The sequence below is a fragment of the Bradyrhizobium sp. MI1.11 genome (genome assembly GCF_055811255.1).
Genome location: NZ_JBVVPM010000030.1, coordinates 1 through 17155, shown reverse-complemented (window position 1 = coordinate 17155; position 17155 = coordinate 1). Strand labels below are relative to the sequence as shown.

At 64.7% G+C, this 17155-nt stretch carries 17 protein-coding genes and 1 pseudogene; 9 read left to right on the top strand and 9 right to left on the bottom strand.

Going from position 1 to position 17155, the window contains the following annotated elements; all coding sequences use genetic code 11:
- Positions 1–3: 3 nt before the first annotated feature.
- From AC0L30_RS26690 to AC0L30_RS26670, 5 genes are all read left to right on the top strand, one after another.
- Positions 4–1341 (top strand): copper oxidase, encoded by a 1338-nt coding sequence (locus AC0L30_RS26690; RefSeq protein WP_473405590.1) that lies wholly within the window; start codon positions 4–6, stop codon positions 1339–1341.
- 35 nt (positions 1342–1376) lie between these two features.
- The gene (locus tag AC0L30_RS26685; protein ID WP_456765949.1) at positions 1377–1835 is read left to right on the top strand and encodes a cupredoxin domain-containing protein; all 459 of its coding nucleotides are present in this window, start codon (positions 1377–1379) and stop codon (positions 1833–1835) included.
- A gap of 11 nt (positions 1836–1846) precedes the next feature.
- Entirely contained in the window at positions 1847–2149 is a 303-nt protein-coding gene (locus tag AC0L30_RS26680) for a copper-binding protein (RefSeq protein WP_354201014.1), read from the top strand.
- Positions 2150–2524: 375 nt separating this feature from the next.
- Positions 2525–4666, top strand: a complete 2142-nt coding sequence (gene flhA, locus AC0L30_RS26675) for a flagellar biosynthesis protein FlhA (protein ID WP_219685354.1) — start codon at positions 2525–2527, stop codon at positions 4664–4666.
- Positions 4667–4960: 294 nt separating this feature from the next.
- A complete protein-coding gene (locus AC0L30_RS26670; RefSeq protein WP_007600553.1) occupies positions 4961–5161 on the top strand; it encodes a hypothetical protein in 201 nt (66 codons plus the stop codon).
- A gap of 997 nt (positions 5162–6158) precedes the next feature.
- Here AC0L30_RS26670 and AC0L30_RS26665 read toward each other — a convergent pair.
- From AC0L30_RS26665 to fliI, 5 genes are all read right to left on the bottom strand, one after another.
- Positions 6159–7118, bottom strand: a complete 960-nt coding sequence (locus tag AC0L30_RS26665; protein WP_007600550.1) for a helix-turn-helix transcriptional regulator — start codon at positions 7116–7118, stop codon at positions 6159–6161.
- Positions 7119–7469: 351 nt separating this feature from the next.
- The gene (locus AC0L30_RS26660; protein ID WP_473405589.1) at positions 7470–8525 is read right to left on the bottom strand and encodes an anti-sigma factor; all 1056 of its coding nucleotides are present in this window, start codon (positions 8523–8525) and stop codon (positions 7470–7472) included.
- Between the two features lie 37 nt (positions 8526–8562).
- The gene (locus AC0L30_RS26655) at positions 8563–9108 is read right to left on the bottom strand and encodes a sigma-70 family RNA polymerase sigma factor (protein ID WP_007600547.1); all 546 of its coding nucleotides are present in this window, start codon (positions 9106–9108) and stop codon (positions 8563–8565) included.
- A gap of 178 nt (positions 9109–9286) precedes the next feature.
- Positions 9287–9706 carry a flagellar export protein FliJ gene (gene fliJ, locus AC0L30_RS26650; protein WP_007600546.1) on the bottom strand — a complete coding sequence of 140 codons (420 nt, stop codon included), beginning with the start codon at positions 9704–9706 and terminating at the stop codon, positions 9287–9289.
- Positions 9707–9827: 121 nt separating this feature from the next.
- Positions 9828–11153 carry a flagellar protein export ATPase FliI gene (fliI, locus tag AC0L30_RS26645; protein ID WP_473405588.1) on the bottom strand — a complete coding sequence of 442 codons (1326 nt, stop codon included), beginning with the start codon at positions 11151–11153 and terminating at the stop codon, positions 9828–9830.
- 415 nt (positions 11154–11568) lie between these two features.
- Between fliI and ctrA the strand changes: the two genes are divergently transcribed.
- From ctrA to AC0L30_RS26625, 4 genes are all read left to right on the top strand, one after another.
- Positions 11569–12270, top strand: a complete 702-nt coding sequence (gene ctrA / locus AC0L30_RS26640) for a response regulator transcription factor CtrA (RefSeq protein ID WP_007600544.1) — start codon at positions 11569–11571, stop codon at positions 12268–12270.
- Between the two features lie 166 nt (positions 12271–12436).
- Complete coding sequence (locus AC0L30_RS26635; RefSeq protein ID WP_219685357.1) at positions 12437–12841, top strand: DUF350 domain-containing protein; 405 nt, start codon at positions 12437–12439, stop codon at positions 12839–12841.
- Position 12842: 1 nt separating this feature from the next.
- Positions 12843–13265 carry a hypothetical protein gene (locus tag AC0L30_RS26630; RefSeq protein WP_246649495.1) on the top strand — a complete coding sequence of 141 codons (423 nt, stop codon included), beginning with the start codon at positions 12843–12845 and terminating at the stop codon, positions 13263–13265.
- Positions 13266–13268: 3 nt separating this feature from the next.
- On the top strand, positions 13269–14429 hold the full coding sequence (locus AC0L30_RS26625) for a glutathionylspermidine synthase family protein (protein ID WP_473405587.1): 1161 nt from the start codon (positions 13269–13271) through the stop codon (positions 14427–14429).
- Positions 14430–14474: 45 nt separating this feature from the next.
- Here AC0L30_RS26625 and AC0L30_RS26620 read toward each other — a convergent pair whose 3' ends face one another.
- From AC0L30_RS26620 to AC0L30_RS26605, 4 genes and pseudogenes are all read right to left on the bottom strand, one after another.
- Positions 14475–15347: a CheR family methyltransferase gene (locus AC0L30_RS26620; protein ID WP_473368091.1), complete on the bottom strand. Its 873-nt coding sequence runs from the start codon at positions 15345–15347 to the stop codon at positions 14475–14477.
- Positions 15344–16540, bottom strand: coding sequence for a protein-glutamate methylesterase/protein-glutamine glutaminase (locus AC0L30_RS26615; protein ID WP_473405586.1), 1197 nt, complete (start codon positions 16538–16540; stop codon positions 15344–15346). Before AC0L30_RS26615 ends, AC0L30_RS26620 begins: the two co-directional genes overlap by 4 nt.
- Before the next feature lie 75 nt (positions 16541–16615).
- A complete protein-coding gene (locus tag AC0L30_RS26610) occupies positions 16616–16981 on the bottom strand; it encodes a response regulator (RefSeq protein WP_007600538.1) in 366 nt (121 codons plus the stop codon).
- Positions 16982–17054: 73 nt separating this feature from the next.
- Positions 17055–17155, bottom strand: a pseudogene (locus tag AC0L30_RS26605) (chemotaxis protein CheW); the annotation flags it as partial.

The window sequence follows — 17155 nt, the reverse complement described above, 5'->3', positions numbered from 1 at the left end:
AACATGTTTTCCCGCCGAGGATTTCTGGGCAGCGCCGCGCTCGCCGGCGCCTCCGTCGTCAGCGGCCGCACGCAGGCCGCCTCGATTCCGGAAGCCCCGCACATGGACAAGGCGGTGATGCAAGCGCCGCTGCATCCCGCCGGTGGGCCGGACTATCGCCCCGTGGTCACGCTGAACGGCTGGTCGCTTCCGTTCCGGATGAACGGCGACTGGAAGGAATTCCATCTCGTCGCCGAGCCCGTGGTGCGCGAATTCGCCGAGGGCATGAAGGTGAATTTGTGGGGCTATAACGGCCAGTCGCCGGGACCGACGATCGAGGCCGTGGAGGGCGACAAGGTCCGCATCTTCGTCACCAACAGACTGCCCGAATACACCACCGTGCACTGGCACGGCATGATCATTCCCAGCGGCATGGACGGTGTCGGCGGGCTGACGCAGCCGCACATCCAGCCGGGAAAAACCTTCGTCTACGAGTTCGAGATGAAGAAGAGCGGGACCTTCATGTACCACCCGCATTCCGACGAGATGGTGCAGATGGCGATGGGCATGATGGGCATGGTCGTCGTGCATCCGCGCGACCCGAACTTTCGGGCCGTGGACCGCGACTTCGTCTTCGTCATGAGCACCTATCGCGTGGATCCCGGCACCTATCTGCCGCAGGTCAACGAGATGACCGACTTCAACATGTGGACCTGGAACGCGCGCGTGTTTCCCGGCATCGATCCGCTGCCGGTCAGACTCGGCGACAAGGTGCGCGTGCGCATCGGCAATCTCAGCATGACCAACCATCCGATCCATTTGCACGGCCACAGCTTTGCAGTGACCTGCACCGACGGCGGCTGGATTCCGGAGAGCGCGCAATATCCGGAGACAACCACGGACGTACCGGTCGGCGCTGTCAGGGTGTTCGACGTGCTCGCCGACAACCCCGGCGACTGGGCGTTCCACTGCCACAAGTCGCATCACACCATGAATGCGATGGGACACGACATGCGCAACATGATCGGGGTGTCGCGCAAGGATCTCGCCAGGGCCGTCGGCAAGCTCGCGCCTGACGGCATGGCGATGGGCTCGACCGGCATGGCGATGGGCAACATGGAGATGCCGGCGCCCGACAACACGCTGCCGATGATGACCGGCACCGGTCAGTTCGGCCCGATCGAGATGGGCGGCATGTTCACGGTGATGAAGATCCGCGAAGGCCTCGCGCGCGACGACTATCGCGATCCCGGCCCCTACCAATTCCCGCAAGGCACCGTCGCCTACGAGGTCACGCCGCCGGCCCCGGAGCCCGTGCGCCAACAACCAGGCGGGCCGCCGATGAAGAACATGAAGATGTGAGCGTTTCGATGAACCACCACCAACTGGAGATACCAATGAAGACGACGATCAAGCTCGGTCTGGCGCTGGCCGCGCTTTCCACCGCGCCGGCCTTTGCCCACGACCAGCACGGGCACGGCACCTTTTCGGCCGGCGAGCCCGGCGACCCCAAAAAGCCCGCGCGCACCATCGAGATCCTCCTGAACGAGATGGACTACGCGCCCGCCAGGATCGAGGTCAAACGTGGCGAGCAGATTCGCTTCGTGCTGCGCAACGTCGGCAAGGAGGACCATGAATTCCTGCTCGCCACCACCAAAGAGAATCTCGCGCATGCGGTGGAGATGAAGAAGCATCCGCACATGGAGCACGACGATCCCAACGGTGTCAGGCTCGCGCCGAGCAAGACAGCCGAGATCCTCTGGAAGTTCAGCAAGGCCGGCACGTTCGAATTTTCCTGCCTGATTCCCGACCACCGCGACTACGGCATGGTCGGCCACGTCACCGTGAAGCAATAAAGGAGAGTCCCATGAACCGCATCATTCGTATCGCCGCAGCGCTGGCGCTGACCGTCGGCCTTGGCACAGGTGCCTTCGCGGCCCAGGGCGCCGCGATCAGCGGCGAGGTCAAGAAGATCGACGAGGGCGCCGGCAAGATCACGCTCAAGCACGCGGCGGCGAAGAACCTCGGCATGGATGAACCCATGACCATGGTCTACCGCGTCAAGGACCCGGCCGTGCTCAAGCAGGTGAAGGTCGGCGACAAGGTGACTTTCGAAGCCGAGGAGGCGGCTTCGGGGTACATGGTGACCCGGATGGAGAAGGCGAAGTAGGGGCGGCTTCCCCGTCCGCCGAAATTCGGCGCCAGGCGCTTCCACAACGTCATGGTCGGGCTCGTCCCGGCCATCCACGCTTACCGCGCGGCATGGAGAACGTGGATGGCCGGGACAAGCCCGGCCATGACGACTGCTTGCCTGCCAAATGGCCGAAATACCCCGGTCAGCCCCCATGCCGCAGCCTTTATTAACCGTTTGCTAACCATACACCCGGCAAGAATTGCCCAGTGGAGTCGAGTGTCGTCAGCCGCGTAGAACGGGGGGTGCCCTGTGGACGCCAGTGCGGTGCCTCACTTTCGGAACGGCGGCCCTTCGGCCGTCGGGCAGACGTTTGGGGCGCGCGGACGGCAGTCGCGCGGAGGGGCAGCTACTATGGTCGACGTCACCGCGGGACAGGGCGTAGGCGGCACAAACGCCGGTTTCCCCACCCTTGCCGAGATCGGCAACATCCTCAAACGCGGCGATATCGCGCTGGCGCTCGGCGTCCTCACCATCCTGGTGGTGCTGATCCTTCCGCTGCCCGCGATCGTGCTGGACCTGTTCCTGGCGATTTCAATCACGCTCTCGATCCTGATCCTGATGACGTCGCTGTTCATCCAGGCGCCGCTGGAATTCTCCGCTTTCCCGACCGTCCTGCTGATCTCGACCATGCTGCGGCTGTCGCTCAACATGGCCTCGACCCGCCTGATCCTGTCGCACGGGCACGAGGGCACGGATGCCGCCGGTCACGTCATCGAGGCCTTCGGCAGCTTCGTGATGGGCGGCAATTTCGTCATCGGCATCATCGTCTTCGCCATCCTGATCATCGTCAACTTCGTCGTCATCACCAAGGGTTCGGGCCGCATCGCCGAAGTCGCCGCCCGCTTCCACCTCGACGCCATGCCCGGCAAGCAGATGGCGATCGACGCCGACCTCTCCGCCGGACTGATCGACGAGGCGGTCGCCAAGCAGCGGCGCAAGGATCTGGAGGACGAGAGCGGCTTCTTCGGCGCCATGGACGGTGCCTCCAAATTCGTCCGCGGCGACGCCATTGCCGGCCTTCTGATCGTCTTCATCAACGTCGTCGGCGGCATGATCATCGGCGTGGCGCAGCAGGGCCTGTCCTTCGCCGACGCCGGCCGCAGCTACACGCTGCTGACCGTCGGTGACGGCCTCGTCACCCAGGTGCCGGCGCTGATCGTTTCGACCGCGGCCGGCCTGCTGGTCTCCAAGGCCGGCGTGTCCGGCGCCGCCGACAAGGCGCTGATGAAGCAGTTCTCCGGATATCCGCAGGCGCTCGCGATGTCCGCGGCGGTCATGCTGGTGCTGGCGGCCCTGCCGGGCATCCCGACCATCCCCTTCCTGGCGCTCGGTTCCGGTGCCGGCGCGCTCGCCTGGCACGCCCGCAACCGCAATCGGGCGACTGCCAGGGCTGCCGAAGTTGCAAAGACCGCACCTGCGCCGGGTACGCCGGGCGCAGCCGGCTCCGCTGCGGCGGAGGAGCCGATCTCCGCGGCGCTGAAGATCGACGACCTCAAGATCGAGCTCGGCTATGCCCTGCTGCCGCTGGTCAATGGCCCCGACGGCACCGACCGCCTCACCGAGCAGATCAAGGCGCTGCGCCGCTCGCTCGCGATCGAGATGGGTTTTGTGATGCCGGCCGTGCGCATCCTCGACAACGTCCAGCTCGAAGCCAACACCTACATCATCAAGATCAAGGAGGTCGACGCCGGCACCGGCAAGATCTGGCCGAACCAGTTCATGGTCATGGACCCCGGCGGCAGCCAGGTGCAGGTGCCCGGCATCCACACCACCGAGCCGACCTTCGGCCTGCCCGCGACCTGGGTTGATGCCAGCCTCAAGGAGGAAGCCTCGCTCAAGGGCTACACCGTCGTCGATGCCGCGACCGTGCTCTCGACCCACCTCACCGAGCTGCTCAAGGCCAACATGTCGGACCTGCTCTCCTATGGCGAGGTGCAGAAGCTGCTCAAGGAGCTGCCGAAGGAGCAGGGGGAGCTGGTCAAGGACATCGTGCCCGGACAGGTCACCGTCTCCGGCATCCAGCGCGTGCTGCAGCTGCTGCTCGCCGAGCGCATCTCGATCCGCGACCTCTCGACCATTCTGGAAGGCATCGCGGACTCGCTCGCCTTCTCGCGCAATCCGGCCACCATGGTGGAGCACGTCCGCGCCCGCCTGGCGCGGCAGATCTGTGCGCAGAACACCTCCTACAGCGGTTATCTGCCGCTGATCGCGCTCTCGGCGCGGTGGGAACAAGCCTTTGCCGAATCCATTATCGGCCAGGGCGAGGAGCGCAGCCTCGCGATGCAACCCTCGAAGCTGTCGGAGTTCATGACCGGCGTGCGCGAGGCCTTCGAGCGCGCCGCGCGTGAAGGCGAGGCCCCGGTGCTGGTCACCTCTGCGGCAATTCGTCCCTTCGTGCGTTCCCTGGTCGAGCGGTTCCGGGCGCAGACGACCGTGCTGTCGCAAGCTGAAATCCACCCCAGGGCGAGATTGAAAACGGTCGGAAGCATCTGATTTGCCTTAAGAAGCCGTGTGTTTTTCGGCCACAGGCAAATGGTTTTTCAGTTTCTGGCGCCTTGCCGATCAATGGCCGGCAAGGCGCCCGGCAGACACATTACAGCTTTGAAATAATTGCCAAATTGCACGATCAAGGATCGTTTTTGATCGCGGCTTCTCACGTCCTGTCACGCTCTTGTGATCGCCTCTTGGGAACGAATCCCCCCAATACTAGGTTGTTGGGCACCGGAAGCATGAACCTGCCCAAACACGCAGGCGACTACTTCGGGTAGATGGCGGCAGGAGCCTTCCATGAACCACTCGATTTACAGCGCAGATCGCTCGACCCACCTCAAGATCGTGGTTGTCGCGCTCGTTGCCGGCATCGCGGTGGCGGGCCTCGGGATCACCGCGCGTACGAGTTCAGACGAAGGCCTGACCCAGACCGCTCGCGTCATGAAGGCGGGCAAGCCGATCGCCATCACCAGCTCGAACGTTTCCCTCGTTCGCTAAGGAGATTTGAGTTTCAGGAATTCACGCGGCTCTTTATCAGCCCCCCAAAGTCGCCACGTGGATATGTAGACGACCCCAACCCCAAGTCGACTACAGAAAGCGCCCGCCCCCCACGGGCGCTTTCTCATGTCTGGGGTATGTCGTCATCGTGAGCGCACGCGCGTCCAGCTCCGTCATTGCGAGGAGCTCTTGCGACGAAACAATCCAGAATCCCTCCGCAGAGACAGGCTGGATTGCTTCGCTGCGCTCGCAATGACGGAATCTGTGGGTGGCAGCGTCGCTCTTTAAATTCGCATCTCACTCGCAGACACACCTTCGCCATCTCGCGGCTTGTTCGCCCGAGCTTTGCTTCGTCGCCTCACCCCCGAATGAAAGAGGGCGCAGGGAAGACCGGGTGCCGGCTGGCACCCGCGGTCCACTGTGCGAGATTGTCGTAAGAACATTGCACAGCGGCATACAGGTGAAGCCTGAACATCCGGCCTTCCCTGCGCAGTGGCTTTACGGCTTATGTCGCGCTCTCCCCGGGGAGCGATGCACTATTGCCCCCGTCGCCTTGCGGATGGCTGATGCACGCGCCCCGGTTGGGCCGCGACGTCACCGCAACGCTTGGCGCACAGACCCCGGGCGCCAGGACCACACGATTTCGCCGTACGCAGATCACACCGGTCGTGTGCGCGGCGGCTTCGCTCACGGTTGCCCGCCCTGCGAAACCCTTCGCGCCGATGTGGTCAACGTCCACCGCCGTCCGGCCCGCGTTCGTGACGATCGCGACACGCCCCTCTTCCTTGGGCCGGAGTGAGGCGAAATATACGCAATTCCGAATTTCGGTAAAGTGGAATATTTTGAGCCACGCGGGTTGACCGGCAGCTTGGGTGTTTTGCCCGACGGGCAACGCGATATCTTGTAGCCCGGATGAGCGCAGCGATGTCCGGGATGTCTCCGCGAGCGACCCCGGGTGTCGCTTCGCTCACCCGGGGCTACGCCTACGCGGCGCGGCTCAGGCCTCGCGCAGTTCCGACGGCGTCGCGGCAAAGCGCTTGCGGAAGGCGCGGTTGAAATAGGACAGATCGGAGAAGCCCGACGAATGCGCGATGTCGCTGATCTTGCGGGTCCTGGCGCGAGGATCGCTGAGCAGCTTGCGCGCCTGCAGCAGGCGCTGCTCCAGAACGAATTCGGTGAAGGTCGTTCCGGCCTGCTCGAACAGGCGCTGTGCCTGGCGCGGGCTCAGGCCCGAGCGCGTGGCAATCTCGGACAGGCAGAGATCGTTGCGGCCAAGTGCAGCCATCACGTCGGCGCGCATGAGATCGAGACGGGCCGCCGCATGACCTCGCCCGCGCGCAAGACTTGCATGCTCGGCGTCAGTGCCGAGCAGGAGCCCGACGAGATCGACCATGTGCTGCGCGGTGAGGCGCTGGCCGACGGCGTCGAGATGCGGCGCGTGATGGGCCGCAAGGGAGTGGTAGCGGAAGATCGTCTCGGCGACCGCGCCGTCCGAGAGCACTTGCGACAGCTTGTCCTCGGCGCGTGGACTGATGTCGAGGAGTGCGCGGCGCGGCATGCGGATGGTGGTGAACCGATCCTCCTCGGTGTGGCCCACGGTGCCGGTGATGCCCATGTCGACGAGCACCATCTGCGCGGGCGCAAGCTCCACGGCATGGCCGTTCTGCCCAACGCGGACGAGACCCGCGTGTGCCGCGATCAGGACGAGATCGTCGCTGCCGTCGGCAAGGTGGCTCTGGGTGCGTGAATATTGCGCGGAGGCGCCTTCGGGAATGGCGAGTGCGATATTGTCGACCACGCTGACTTGGAGCCGGCAATCGATGCTGTCGCCCCGGCTCGGCCCGATATCCAGGCCGCAGGCCCCGAAAGTCCGCTCGCGCCAATGTTCGAAGGCCTGGCCGTGTGGCAGCCCCGCATATTGGTGAATGAAGATGCCCGACGTTTTCGCTGCATCCATCTGATTTCTCGCCCCTCTCCGGCGCCATGCTTGGGGGCGCCGACTGCAAATTCCGGGCATTTGACGCCACGAAACGGATGGAGGTTCAAATCGGGGGAGGATTCGGCGGGAATTGTCGGGATGCGACGGCGGGGCGGACCGTGGCGACAGAAACCGATCAGGCATTGCCACGACGATGTTGAAGCGTCCAATGCCCCCGGTGTCGTCCTGGACAAGCGAGCAGAGCGAGCGCCGATCCAGGACCCATTACCCCGGGATTGAGTGGTTGCTCACCCGTGTGGTCACGGCTCACTCTTGCAACAAGCTCTTGGGGTAATGGGTCCTGGCTTTCGCCAGGACGACAATAGAAACCTACTTCTTCGCGGGCGCCTGCGGCTGTGACGGCGGCACGGTCTCGATCAGCTTGCCGGAAAATATGGGCGCCGAGGTCGGCTGGCCGTTGGGCGAACCGCCCGCCTGCTCGACGGTGACCGCGTAGGTCGCGCTGTTGACGACGTCGGCATCGTACGAACCGAGCACCGGTCGTGCGGTGAAATCGCCGGCGCCGATCACGCCGAGCGAGCGCGGACGCGGCAGCTTGTCGGAGATCAGCCAGAGCTCGAAACTCTTGCCGGGCTCCGGTGTCGCGCCCACTTTGCGCACGGTGAAGTTCTTGGTCGCACCGTCGATGGTGAGGATGAAGGCAGGACCTCCGCCCTGGCCCTGCAACAGCGCGACATATTGCGACGACACCGGGAGCGGCGCCGGTGTCTTCACCTCGACCGTCTGGATGCGTGGCGCCGGTCGCAAGCCGCCCGGGAGCGCCTCGGGCTGGAATATCTGAAGCGACAGCGTCACGAGCAGCGCGGCCGCGAGCGCACCGACGGCGGATGCGATGGTGCGCCAGCGCTTCACGCGCCCCTCGAGCCGGATCACGTTACTGTTGTCGGCAACCGGCGGCGGTGGCGTACGCGCGACCTCCGGGTCTGGCGCGTGGACCTGCGGCATGAAGATCGGCACGACATCGGGAAGCGCATCGGGCGCCGGTGGCGTCGTTTCGGGCTGCTCCGCTTCGGGAGGCTGCGGCGCCGGTTGCTGCATAGTCTCCGACGGCACCGGCGGAGGCACGGTGTCGGGCGAGGAAAACTCCGGCACAGGTGGCGGCGCTGCGTCCGGCAGCGCTGGCGGATCCTGCGCAAAGCCCGTCCGCGCGAGCTCGGACCTGATGTTCCCCCACACGATCGGACGCGGCTCGATCGAGCCGACCATCTGGTTGAGGACGCCGAGCCGGAATGCCCACGCCTGCACGACATCGGCGAACGCCTTGTCCACCGCCATCATGGTCTCGACCTGCGCGCGCTCGCCGGCGTCGAGCGTGCCGAGCGCATATTCCGCGGCGAGCGCGATATGGTCCTCCGTATAGGCCATCACTTGCGATCCAGACTCGCCCTCACCGTCGAAGCCCTCATAGTCCGAGACATTCGCGAATATCCATCATGCTGCGCCGAAGCCACGTCTTCACCGTGTTGACGGGCGCCGCGAATTTCTCCGCCAATTGCTCGCGGCTCCAGCCGTTGTAATAGGCGAGAAGCACGAGCCTCTGACGGTCCGGCTCGAGCCGGCCGATACATTCCAGCAGCCGCCTCAATTCCTCGGTCATCTCGCGCCGCGCCAACGGATCGGGGCTATCGCTTGCGACTTCCATCGCCTGCGGCTCTTCCTCGATAGAGACTTCCGTCTTCTTGCGCACGACGTCGATGGCGCGGTTGCGCGCGATCGATGCCATCCATGTGATCGGCGACGCGAGAGCGGGATTGAACTGGCCGGCGCTGTTCCAGATCTTGACGTAGGTCTCCTGAATGACCTCCTCTGCGAGATCCTGTCGGCGCAAGATACGGAGCACGACGCCATAGAGTTTCGCGCGCGTGGCGACGTAGAGGCGCTCGAACGCGGCCTGATCGCCCTGCGCCACTGCCCCAATCAGCCCGACCAGCTCTGCTGGCGTCAGCATTCAGCCCCCCAATGCGCGGCCCGTCGCATTCCGCGCAGGTCCTGGCACGCCGCCACCATAGCGCGCGACAAAGCCGACCACCAAGGGGGCGCGGCGGCACACTGTGGACAGCACATGCAAAAACCCGGACCTTTGGGGTCCGGGTTCTGCAATTCTCGCAGGTCTGGCGGCTAGCGCCTCAGGCGACGGCGCCCATGCGGGCACGCATCAGGCCGATGCTGTCGAGATCGGCCTGCTCGCGGGCGTTTTCCTCGGCGCGTTCGCGGGCCTGATCGCGCTCGTCGAGGAGCTCGACCTTCTTCAGCTCCTCGAAGGCTTCGGCCAGCGCTGCCTTGGCCTCGTCGAGCTGGCCCTTCAGCTCGTCGGCCGAGCGGGTCAGGTTCTCGCGACGCTGGATGGCAGCCTTGGCATAGGTCGGATAGGCGAAGTGCGAGGGATCGTTGATCCCGGCGCGCTCCTGCTCGGTCGAGATCTCGCGTTCAAGATCGGTCGACATCCGCTGGAAGTCGGCGATCATGGTCTCGATCTGGCTGACCCGGCGGCGCTTCTCGTCGACCTGAAATTTCTTCAGGCGGATGAGGGTATCACGTGACTTCATCGACTCGTACTCCCCAGAAGTCCCTTGGCTGCACGTGGGACAACACCGGTCTCCCCACAGGCCCGACTGGGGCCAAGACCGGCTCTGCTACTCTGTGGGATGGGATGATGACCGGACAAAGTTAGCGTTCCGTTTCCAAATCACCGAGGATTTGCGCCAACTGGCGGTAGCCGTCCGCCAGCGATGCATTTTCGTCCTTGCGCTGGCGCAGGAAGGCCTCCAGCGGCTCGTGCAGGCGGATCGCCTCGTCGACCTCCGGGCTGGAGCCGGCGCGGTAGGCGCCCAGACGGATCAATTCCTCCATGTCGGCATAGGTCGCCATCACCGCCCGCGCCTTCTGGATGGTCGGCCAGAACTCCGGGTCGGCCGATTTCGGCATGGTGCGGGAGACGGATTTGAGGATGTTGATGGCGGGGTAGCGGCCGCGCTCGGCGATCGAGCGCTGCATCACGATGTGGCCGTCGAGGATGCCGCGGACGGCATCCGCAATCGGCTCGTTATGGTCGTCGCCATCGACCAGCACCGTGAAGATCGCGGTGATGGCGCCCTCGCCCAGGCCCGGACCGGCGCGCTCCAGAAGCTTCGGCAGTTCGGTGAACACGGTCGGCGTGTAGCCCTTGGCGGTCGGCGGCTCGCCCGCGGACAGACCGATCTCGCGCTGGGCCATGGCAAAGCGTGTCACCGAATCCATCAGGCAAAGGACGTCCTGCTCCTCGTCGCGAAAATATTCGGCGATCGCGAGCGTCAGATACGCGGCCTGGCGGCGCATCAGCGCCGGCTCGTCGGAGGTCGCGACCACGACGACGGAACGCGCCAGGCCCTCCTCGCCGAGGTCGTCCTGCAGGAATTCCTGCACCTCGCGGCCGCGTTCGCCGATCAGCCCGATGACGCTGACCGCGGCATCGACGTTGCGCGCCAGCATCGACAGCAGCACCGACTTGCCGACGCCGGAGCCTGCGAAGATGCCCATGCGCTGGCCGCGGCAGCAGGTCAGGAACGTGTTCATCGCGCGCACGCCGAGATCGAGCGGAGCGCCGACGCGCTTGCGCGAGTGCGCCGGCGGCGGCGAATTGCGGTACGGCATCGGCGCCGGGCCCTGCGGCAGCGGCCCCTTGCCGTCGATCGGCTCACCCAGCGCATTGACGACGCGGCCGAGCCAGGCCGCACAAGGCCGCACCTGATTTGCGGCATTGGCGATGACGGCCTTGCAGCCGCGCCGCACGCCGTCGAGGCCGGCGAACGGCATCACGACGGCATTGTTGCCGCAGAAGCCGATCACCTCGCAGGGGATGGAACGGTTGCCGCCGGTCTCGATCACGAGCCGCGCGCCGACCGACATCGCATGGATCGGGCCGGCCACCTCGACCATCAGGCCGCGCACGCCGACCACACGGCCATAAATATTGATGCCGTCGATGTCGCCGATCTGTTCGGCAAGAGCCTTCACAAGAGGGCCTTCATGAGGTGATCGCCTTCATAATCCGGGGTTTCGTGGCGAGAACCTTAAGTTTCGCCATATTTCTGAACGGCGCTTAACTTCGTGTTTACCCGCATCGTTAATCATTGCGTCACTGTCTTTGTGACTGAGCGTGACTCCCCTTCAGAAGAAGGCTGAGTCGCGGGAGTCGGTTAGGCCCGTCTCTTAAAGTGGAACTTGAACGCAACCGGATAACGAAAGCTGCTTCGCACACAAGACCTTAGGGCGATTCGACGAAAATTGCATCTACAGGGCTTGCGTTCCAGAATCAGAATTTGTTAACCATCTGTTGTCAGGATCCGAATCAGTTGTTCAAAGGCGTTTTGTTGTGTGCCGCGAATGCGGCCGACCTGACGCCCAGGAGCGGCGACTATGGGGAACTGGCATGCGCGTTTTGCTGATTGAAGATGACAGCGCCGTCGCGCAGTCGATCGAGCTGATGTTGAAGTCTGAGAGCTTCAACGTCTACACGACCGATTTGGGGGAAGAAGGCGTCGATCTCGGTAAATTATACGATTACGACATTATCCTTCTCGACCTCAACCTGCCCGACATGTCCGGCTACGACGTGCTCAAGCAGCTCCGGGTCTCCAAGATCAAGACACCAATTCTGATCCTCTCCGGCCTCGCCGGCATCGAGGACAAGGTCAAGGGTCTCGGCGTCGGCGCCGACGACTACATGACCAAGCCCTTCCACAAGGACGAGCTGGTTGCCCGCATCCACGCGATCGTGCGCCGCTCCAAGGGCCATGCCCAGTCGGTGATCCAGACCGGCGATCTCGTCGTCAACCTCGACACCAAGACGGTGGAAGTCGGCGGCCAGCGCGTGCATCTGACCGGCAAGGAATACCAGATGCTGGAGCTGCTCTCGCTCCGCAAGGGCACGACCCTCACCAAAGAAATGTTCCTCAACCACCTCTATGGCGGCATGGACGAGCCCGAGCTGAAGATCATCGACGTCTTCATCTGCAAGCTCCGCAAGAAGCTCGCGAATGCCTCCGAAGGCCGCAACTTCATCGAGACCGTGTGGGGCCGCGGCTACGTGCTGCGCGAGCCGCACGAGGTCGAAGAGCGCATTCCCGCCTGATCGGTTTACTGCGCAAGCCCCAGGGCTTGCTCCTCCCAGCCTGGACCCCGCCGCAAATGGCGGGGTTTTGTTTTTTGGGGGATGCGACCGGGGCCTTATCGTCCTTGCGCCATTGAACCGCTATCCTTCCCCCGCCGACGAATGGTCGCTGCACGATGGGGGAACGATGATCCTGCAATCACTCGCCGGCCTGCCCGCCTTCCTAGTCTATTTCTGCACCGGGCTCATCGCGATCGTGACGTACCTGTTCGTCTACACCCGCATCACGCCCTACAACGAATTCCAGCTCATCCGCGACAACGAGCCGGCCGCGGCGATCGCACTCGGTCTCAGCCTGCTCGGCTTCGTCGCGCCGCTGGTCAGCGCCATCGCGCATTCGGCCAATGTGCTGGATTGCCTGATCTGGGCGCTCGTCGCGCTGATCGTGCAGATCATCGTGCTCTTTCTGGTGAGGGTGCCCGTGCCGAATCTGCCGGCGCGGATCGCGGCCGGCGAGCTTGCGCCCGCGATCTGGCTCGGCCTGTCCTCGCTTGCCGCGGGCCTGCTCAACGCCGCCTGCATGATCTACTGACATGGCCGACAAGCCCTCCAAAAAGGAGTTCGGCAAGCGCCGGCCGGCGGCAGGACCGCCGCCTGCACGACAGCCGGTGAAGCGCTCCGGCCGTGTCGCGCTGCTGGTGATGGGAACGATCGCGGTCGGCACCACCGCCTACACGCTGATGCCGCGGCAGAATTGCGAGCCCTCTGCTACCGGGGCGATAGTCCCCGGGGCGACGGTCCCCGGGGCCGCGCCGGTGCAGGCGAGCACCGCCTGCAGCAGCAGAAGCAGCTCGTCGGGCGGCGGCGGCAGCTCACGCTGGTCGTCGCGATCGAGCTTCTTCAGCAGCGACTCCTCGAGCCATTCCTCGTCCGGAACGTCGTCCGATTCAGGCTCCGGCGGCGTGAGCCGCGGCGGCTTCGGCTCGTTTGGCCATGGCTTCTCTGGCGGCGGCTGACCCATGCGACGCATCGTCTGCCCCGAGCGCGACGACTGGCGGCAGACCGCAGAGCAATGCGGCTTCGCCTTCCACACCATCGACGGCGAGCGCTATTGGGACGAGCGCGCCTACTACGCCTTCAGCCTCGACGAGATCGAGCGCGGCATCGAGACGCCGACCGGCGAGATCGACGCGATGTGCCTGGAGCTTGCCGGCCGCGTGATCGGCGACGAGCGCCATCTGCGGCGCTTGAAGATACCGGACGCGTTCTGGAGCTTGATCGCCGAGAGCTGGGCACGCGACGACCGCAGCCTTTATGGCCGGCTCGATCTGACATTCGACGGCAAGGGACCGGCAAAGCTGCTCGAATACAACGCGGATACGCCGACCTCGATTTTCGAAGCCGCGGTGTTTCAATGGACCTGGCTCGAACAGGCGATCGAACGGCGCATAATCCCGTCGCGGGCCGACCAGTTCAACTCCATCCACGAACGACTGATCGAAGCGTGGAAGCAGATTGCCGCTAGCCGCCATGTCCATCTCACCGGCACCACGGGCAATGAGGAGGACGCCGGCACGCTCGCTTATCTCGAAGACACTGCGCGCCAGGCGGGACTGACGACCACGCTACTCGATGTCGAGGCGATCGGCTGGCGCGATGATACTGGCGGCTTCGTCGATCTCGACGACCGCGACATCGCGCTCGCCTTCAAGCTCTATCCCTGGGAATGGATGTTCCAGGACGCCTTCGGCGCAAAGCTCAAGGACGCACAGACACGCTGGATCGAACCGCCGTGGAAGGCGGTGCTCTCCAACAAGGGCATCCTGCCGCTGCTATGGGAGATGTTTCCGAACCATCCCAATCTGCTGCCGGCGTTCTTCGAGGACGATCCGCGGGCAGCCGAGCTCGGCAGCTCCTATGTGCGCAAGCCGCTGCTGTCGCGCGAAGGCGCCAATGTCACGCTGGTGTCGGGCGGAATGCCGCTCGACGAGCAGGCAGGACCCTACGGCGCCGAAGGATTCGTGCGGCAGGCCCTCGCGCCCTTGCCGAACTTTTCCGACTTCTATCCGGTGGTGGGAAGCTGGCTGGTGGATCACGAACCCTGCGGCCTGTCGATCCGCGAGGACGAGAGCCCGATCACCGGCAACGGCTCGCGGTTTCTGCCGCATGCGATCTTGTGAGGTGCGCTCGTCTTCCCTTCTTGTGGGAAAAGGGAAGAACGCATCTCACCGCGCCGCTGCCACCTTCAACGACGGCGGCATCAATCCGCCCATCGGGCGGCCGGAGCGCGTTGGGTTGAGCTGATAGAGACCACGACGTTCGGCGATCGGGCGGAACGCGTCGGTGATGCCGACGACGGATTCGGCGGCGCCGAGCAGCAGCGTACCGTCGGCTTCCAAAACCTTCGCCATGCGCTCGAAGATCACGGCCTTGGTGTCCTGGTCGAAATAGATCAGCACGTTGCGGCAGAAGATCACGTCGAACGTGCCGAGATGGGAGAAGTCCTGCAACAGATTGAGCTGGCGGAACTGCACCATCGCGCGGATGTCGGCATTGAGCTGCCAGACCTCGCCCGCTTGCGTGAAGTATTTCATCAGGTGCTGGATCGGCAGGCCGCGCTGCACCTCGAACTGGCTGTAGACGCCGGCCTTGGATTTCTCCAGCACCTCCTGCGACAGATCGGTGGCGACGATCTCGATGCGCCATCCGGCGAAGGCAGCGCCCATCTCCTTCACGCACATCGCGATCGAATAAGGCTCCTGTCCCGTCGACGACGCCGCCGACCAGATGCGCAGCGACTTGCGCGCCGCGCGCGCCCGAAGCAGCCCCGGCAGGATCGTTTCGCGCAAATGATCGAACGGGATCTTGTCGCGGTAGAAGAAGGTCTCGTTGGTGGTCATCGCTTCGACCACGTCGCTCGCAAGCCGCCCGTCGCCGTTCCTGATCTTCAGCACGAGATCGGGAATCCCGGTAAGGCTCGCCTTGCGAGCCAGCGGCAGCAGCCGGCTCTCGACCAGATACTGCTTGTCCGGGGAGAGATCGAGGCCGGAGCGCTCCTTCAGGAATTTGCGCAGATAGTCGTAGTCGGCCGGCGTCACGTGCGGTCTCCCGCGAACAGGCGATTGACCCGGGCGCCGATCTGATTGAGCGGCAGGATCGCCGCGCAAATGCCGGCATTGGCCGCTGCGCCCGGCATGCCCCAGACCACGCTGGAGGCTTCGTCCTGCGCGATCACGCTGCCGCCGGCGGCGACGATGTCCTTGCCGCCGCGCATGCCGTCCGAGCCCATGCCCGTCAGGATCACGGAGAGGATGGCGCCATGCCAGATGTCGATGGCGGAGGTGAACAGCGGATCGACCGCGGGCTTGCAGAAATTGACGGCGGGACCATCGTCGAGCGCGATCGCCACGTCGGCGCCGCTGCGCACGACGCGCATGTGCTTGCCGCCCGGCGCAAGATAGATGCGGCCCGGCTTCACCGGCTCGCCATCGACGGCTTCGGCTGCCGGCTTGCGGCTCGTGCGTGCCAGATGCTCGGCGAGAATGGTGGTGAAGGTCGGCGGCATGTGCTGGGTGATCAGCACCGGGACGCGGTCGATCACGGCGCCAAGCTCGGCGACGAGCGCCATCAGCGCCTGAGGACCGCCGGTCGATGAGCCGATCAGCAGCACCTTCGGTGCCTGGGTCGAGAACGGACGCGTGGACAGCACCGAGGACGACGACGGCGCATGCACGGCCGGAGCCGGCGCGGCAGGCCGCGCGACAACCGGTCCACGTGCGGCCGGGGCCGGGCTCGCAGGCGCCAGCGGCGGGCTCGCAACCGCGGGCTTGCGGCGAAGCCGTGCGCCGAGGTGGCGGATTTTCTGGATCAGGTCGTGGTGGAAGATGTCCGCAGCCGACGCCTCGCGCGTCGATTCCGGCTTCGGAATGTAGTCGGCGGCGCCGAGCGACAGCGCCTTGAAGCTGATCTCCGCGTTACGGCGGGTCAGCGTCGAAGCCATGATGATGACGAGATCGCGCTTCTTCGCCAGGAGTTGCGGCAGCGCCGAGATGCCGTCGAGCTCGGGCATTTCGATATCGAGCACGGCAACGTCGGGGTTGATGCGTTCGATCTGGTTGACCGCCTCGAGCCCGGTGCGCAGCGACGCCGCGACCTCCATGTCGTGCTCGGCACCGATCCAGCGCGAGATCAGACCGCGGATGACGACGGAGTCGTCGACGACCATCACCCGCAACGGTCCGGCTTCCCGCGACGAGCCCGGGGTCGAATTACCTGCGAACGCAACACTCATTACTCACCAACTCAGACTGAAACGGTCAGTTGAAGACAAACGCCGAAGGAGCCGTTCAGCCTCCGGGGCGGTCGCTCAGATAAGGCCGACTTCCTGGAATTTCGCCGTCACGATGTCCTTGTCGAAGGGCTTCATGATGTACTCGTTGGCGCCGGCGTGCAGCGCGCGCGCGATATGCGCGACGTCGTTCTCGGTGGTGCAGAACACCACCTTGGGCTGGTCGCCGCCGGGCATGCGGCGGAGATGGCCGAGGAACTCGTAGCCGTCCATCACCGGCATGTTCCAGTCCAGCAGCACAGCGTCGGGCAGGCCGCGCTTGCAGGCCTCCAGCGCCTTCTCACCGTCCTCGGCTTCGAGGATCTGGAAGTCGAGCCCTTCCAGGATCCGGCGCGCAACCTTGCGGATGACGCTGGAATCATCAACGACGAGACAAGTTCGCATGTGAACCTCTGCTTCTCCCCGCTTTTGCGGGGGCACTTCCAATTGCAGGTACGTCGGCGGATGTGCCGGCGTATCAGGCCGCCATCATCTCGGGCGCGAGCTCGAGGACGCGGTCGACGTCGAGGACGACCATGAGCTGGCCGTCGAGACGGTGGACACCGCCGGCGAGCTTGG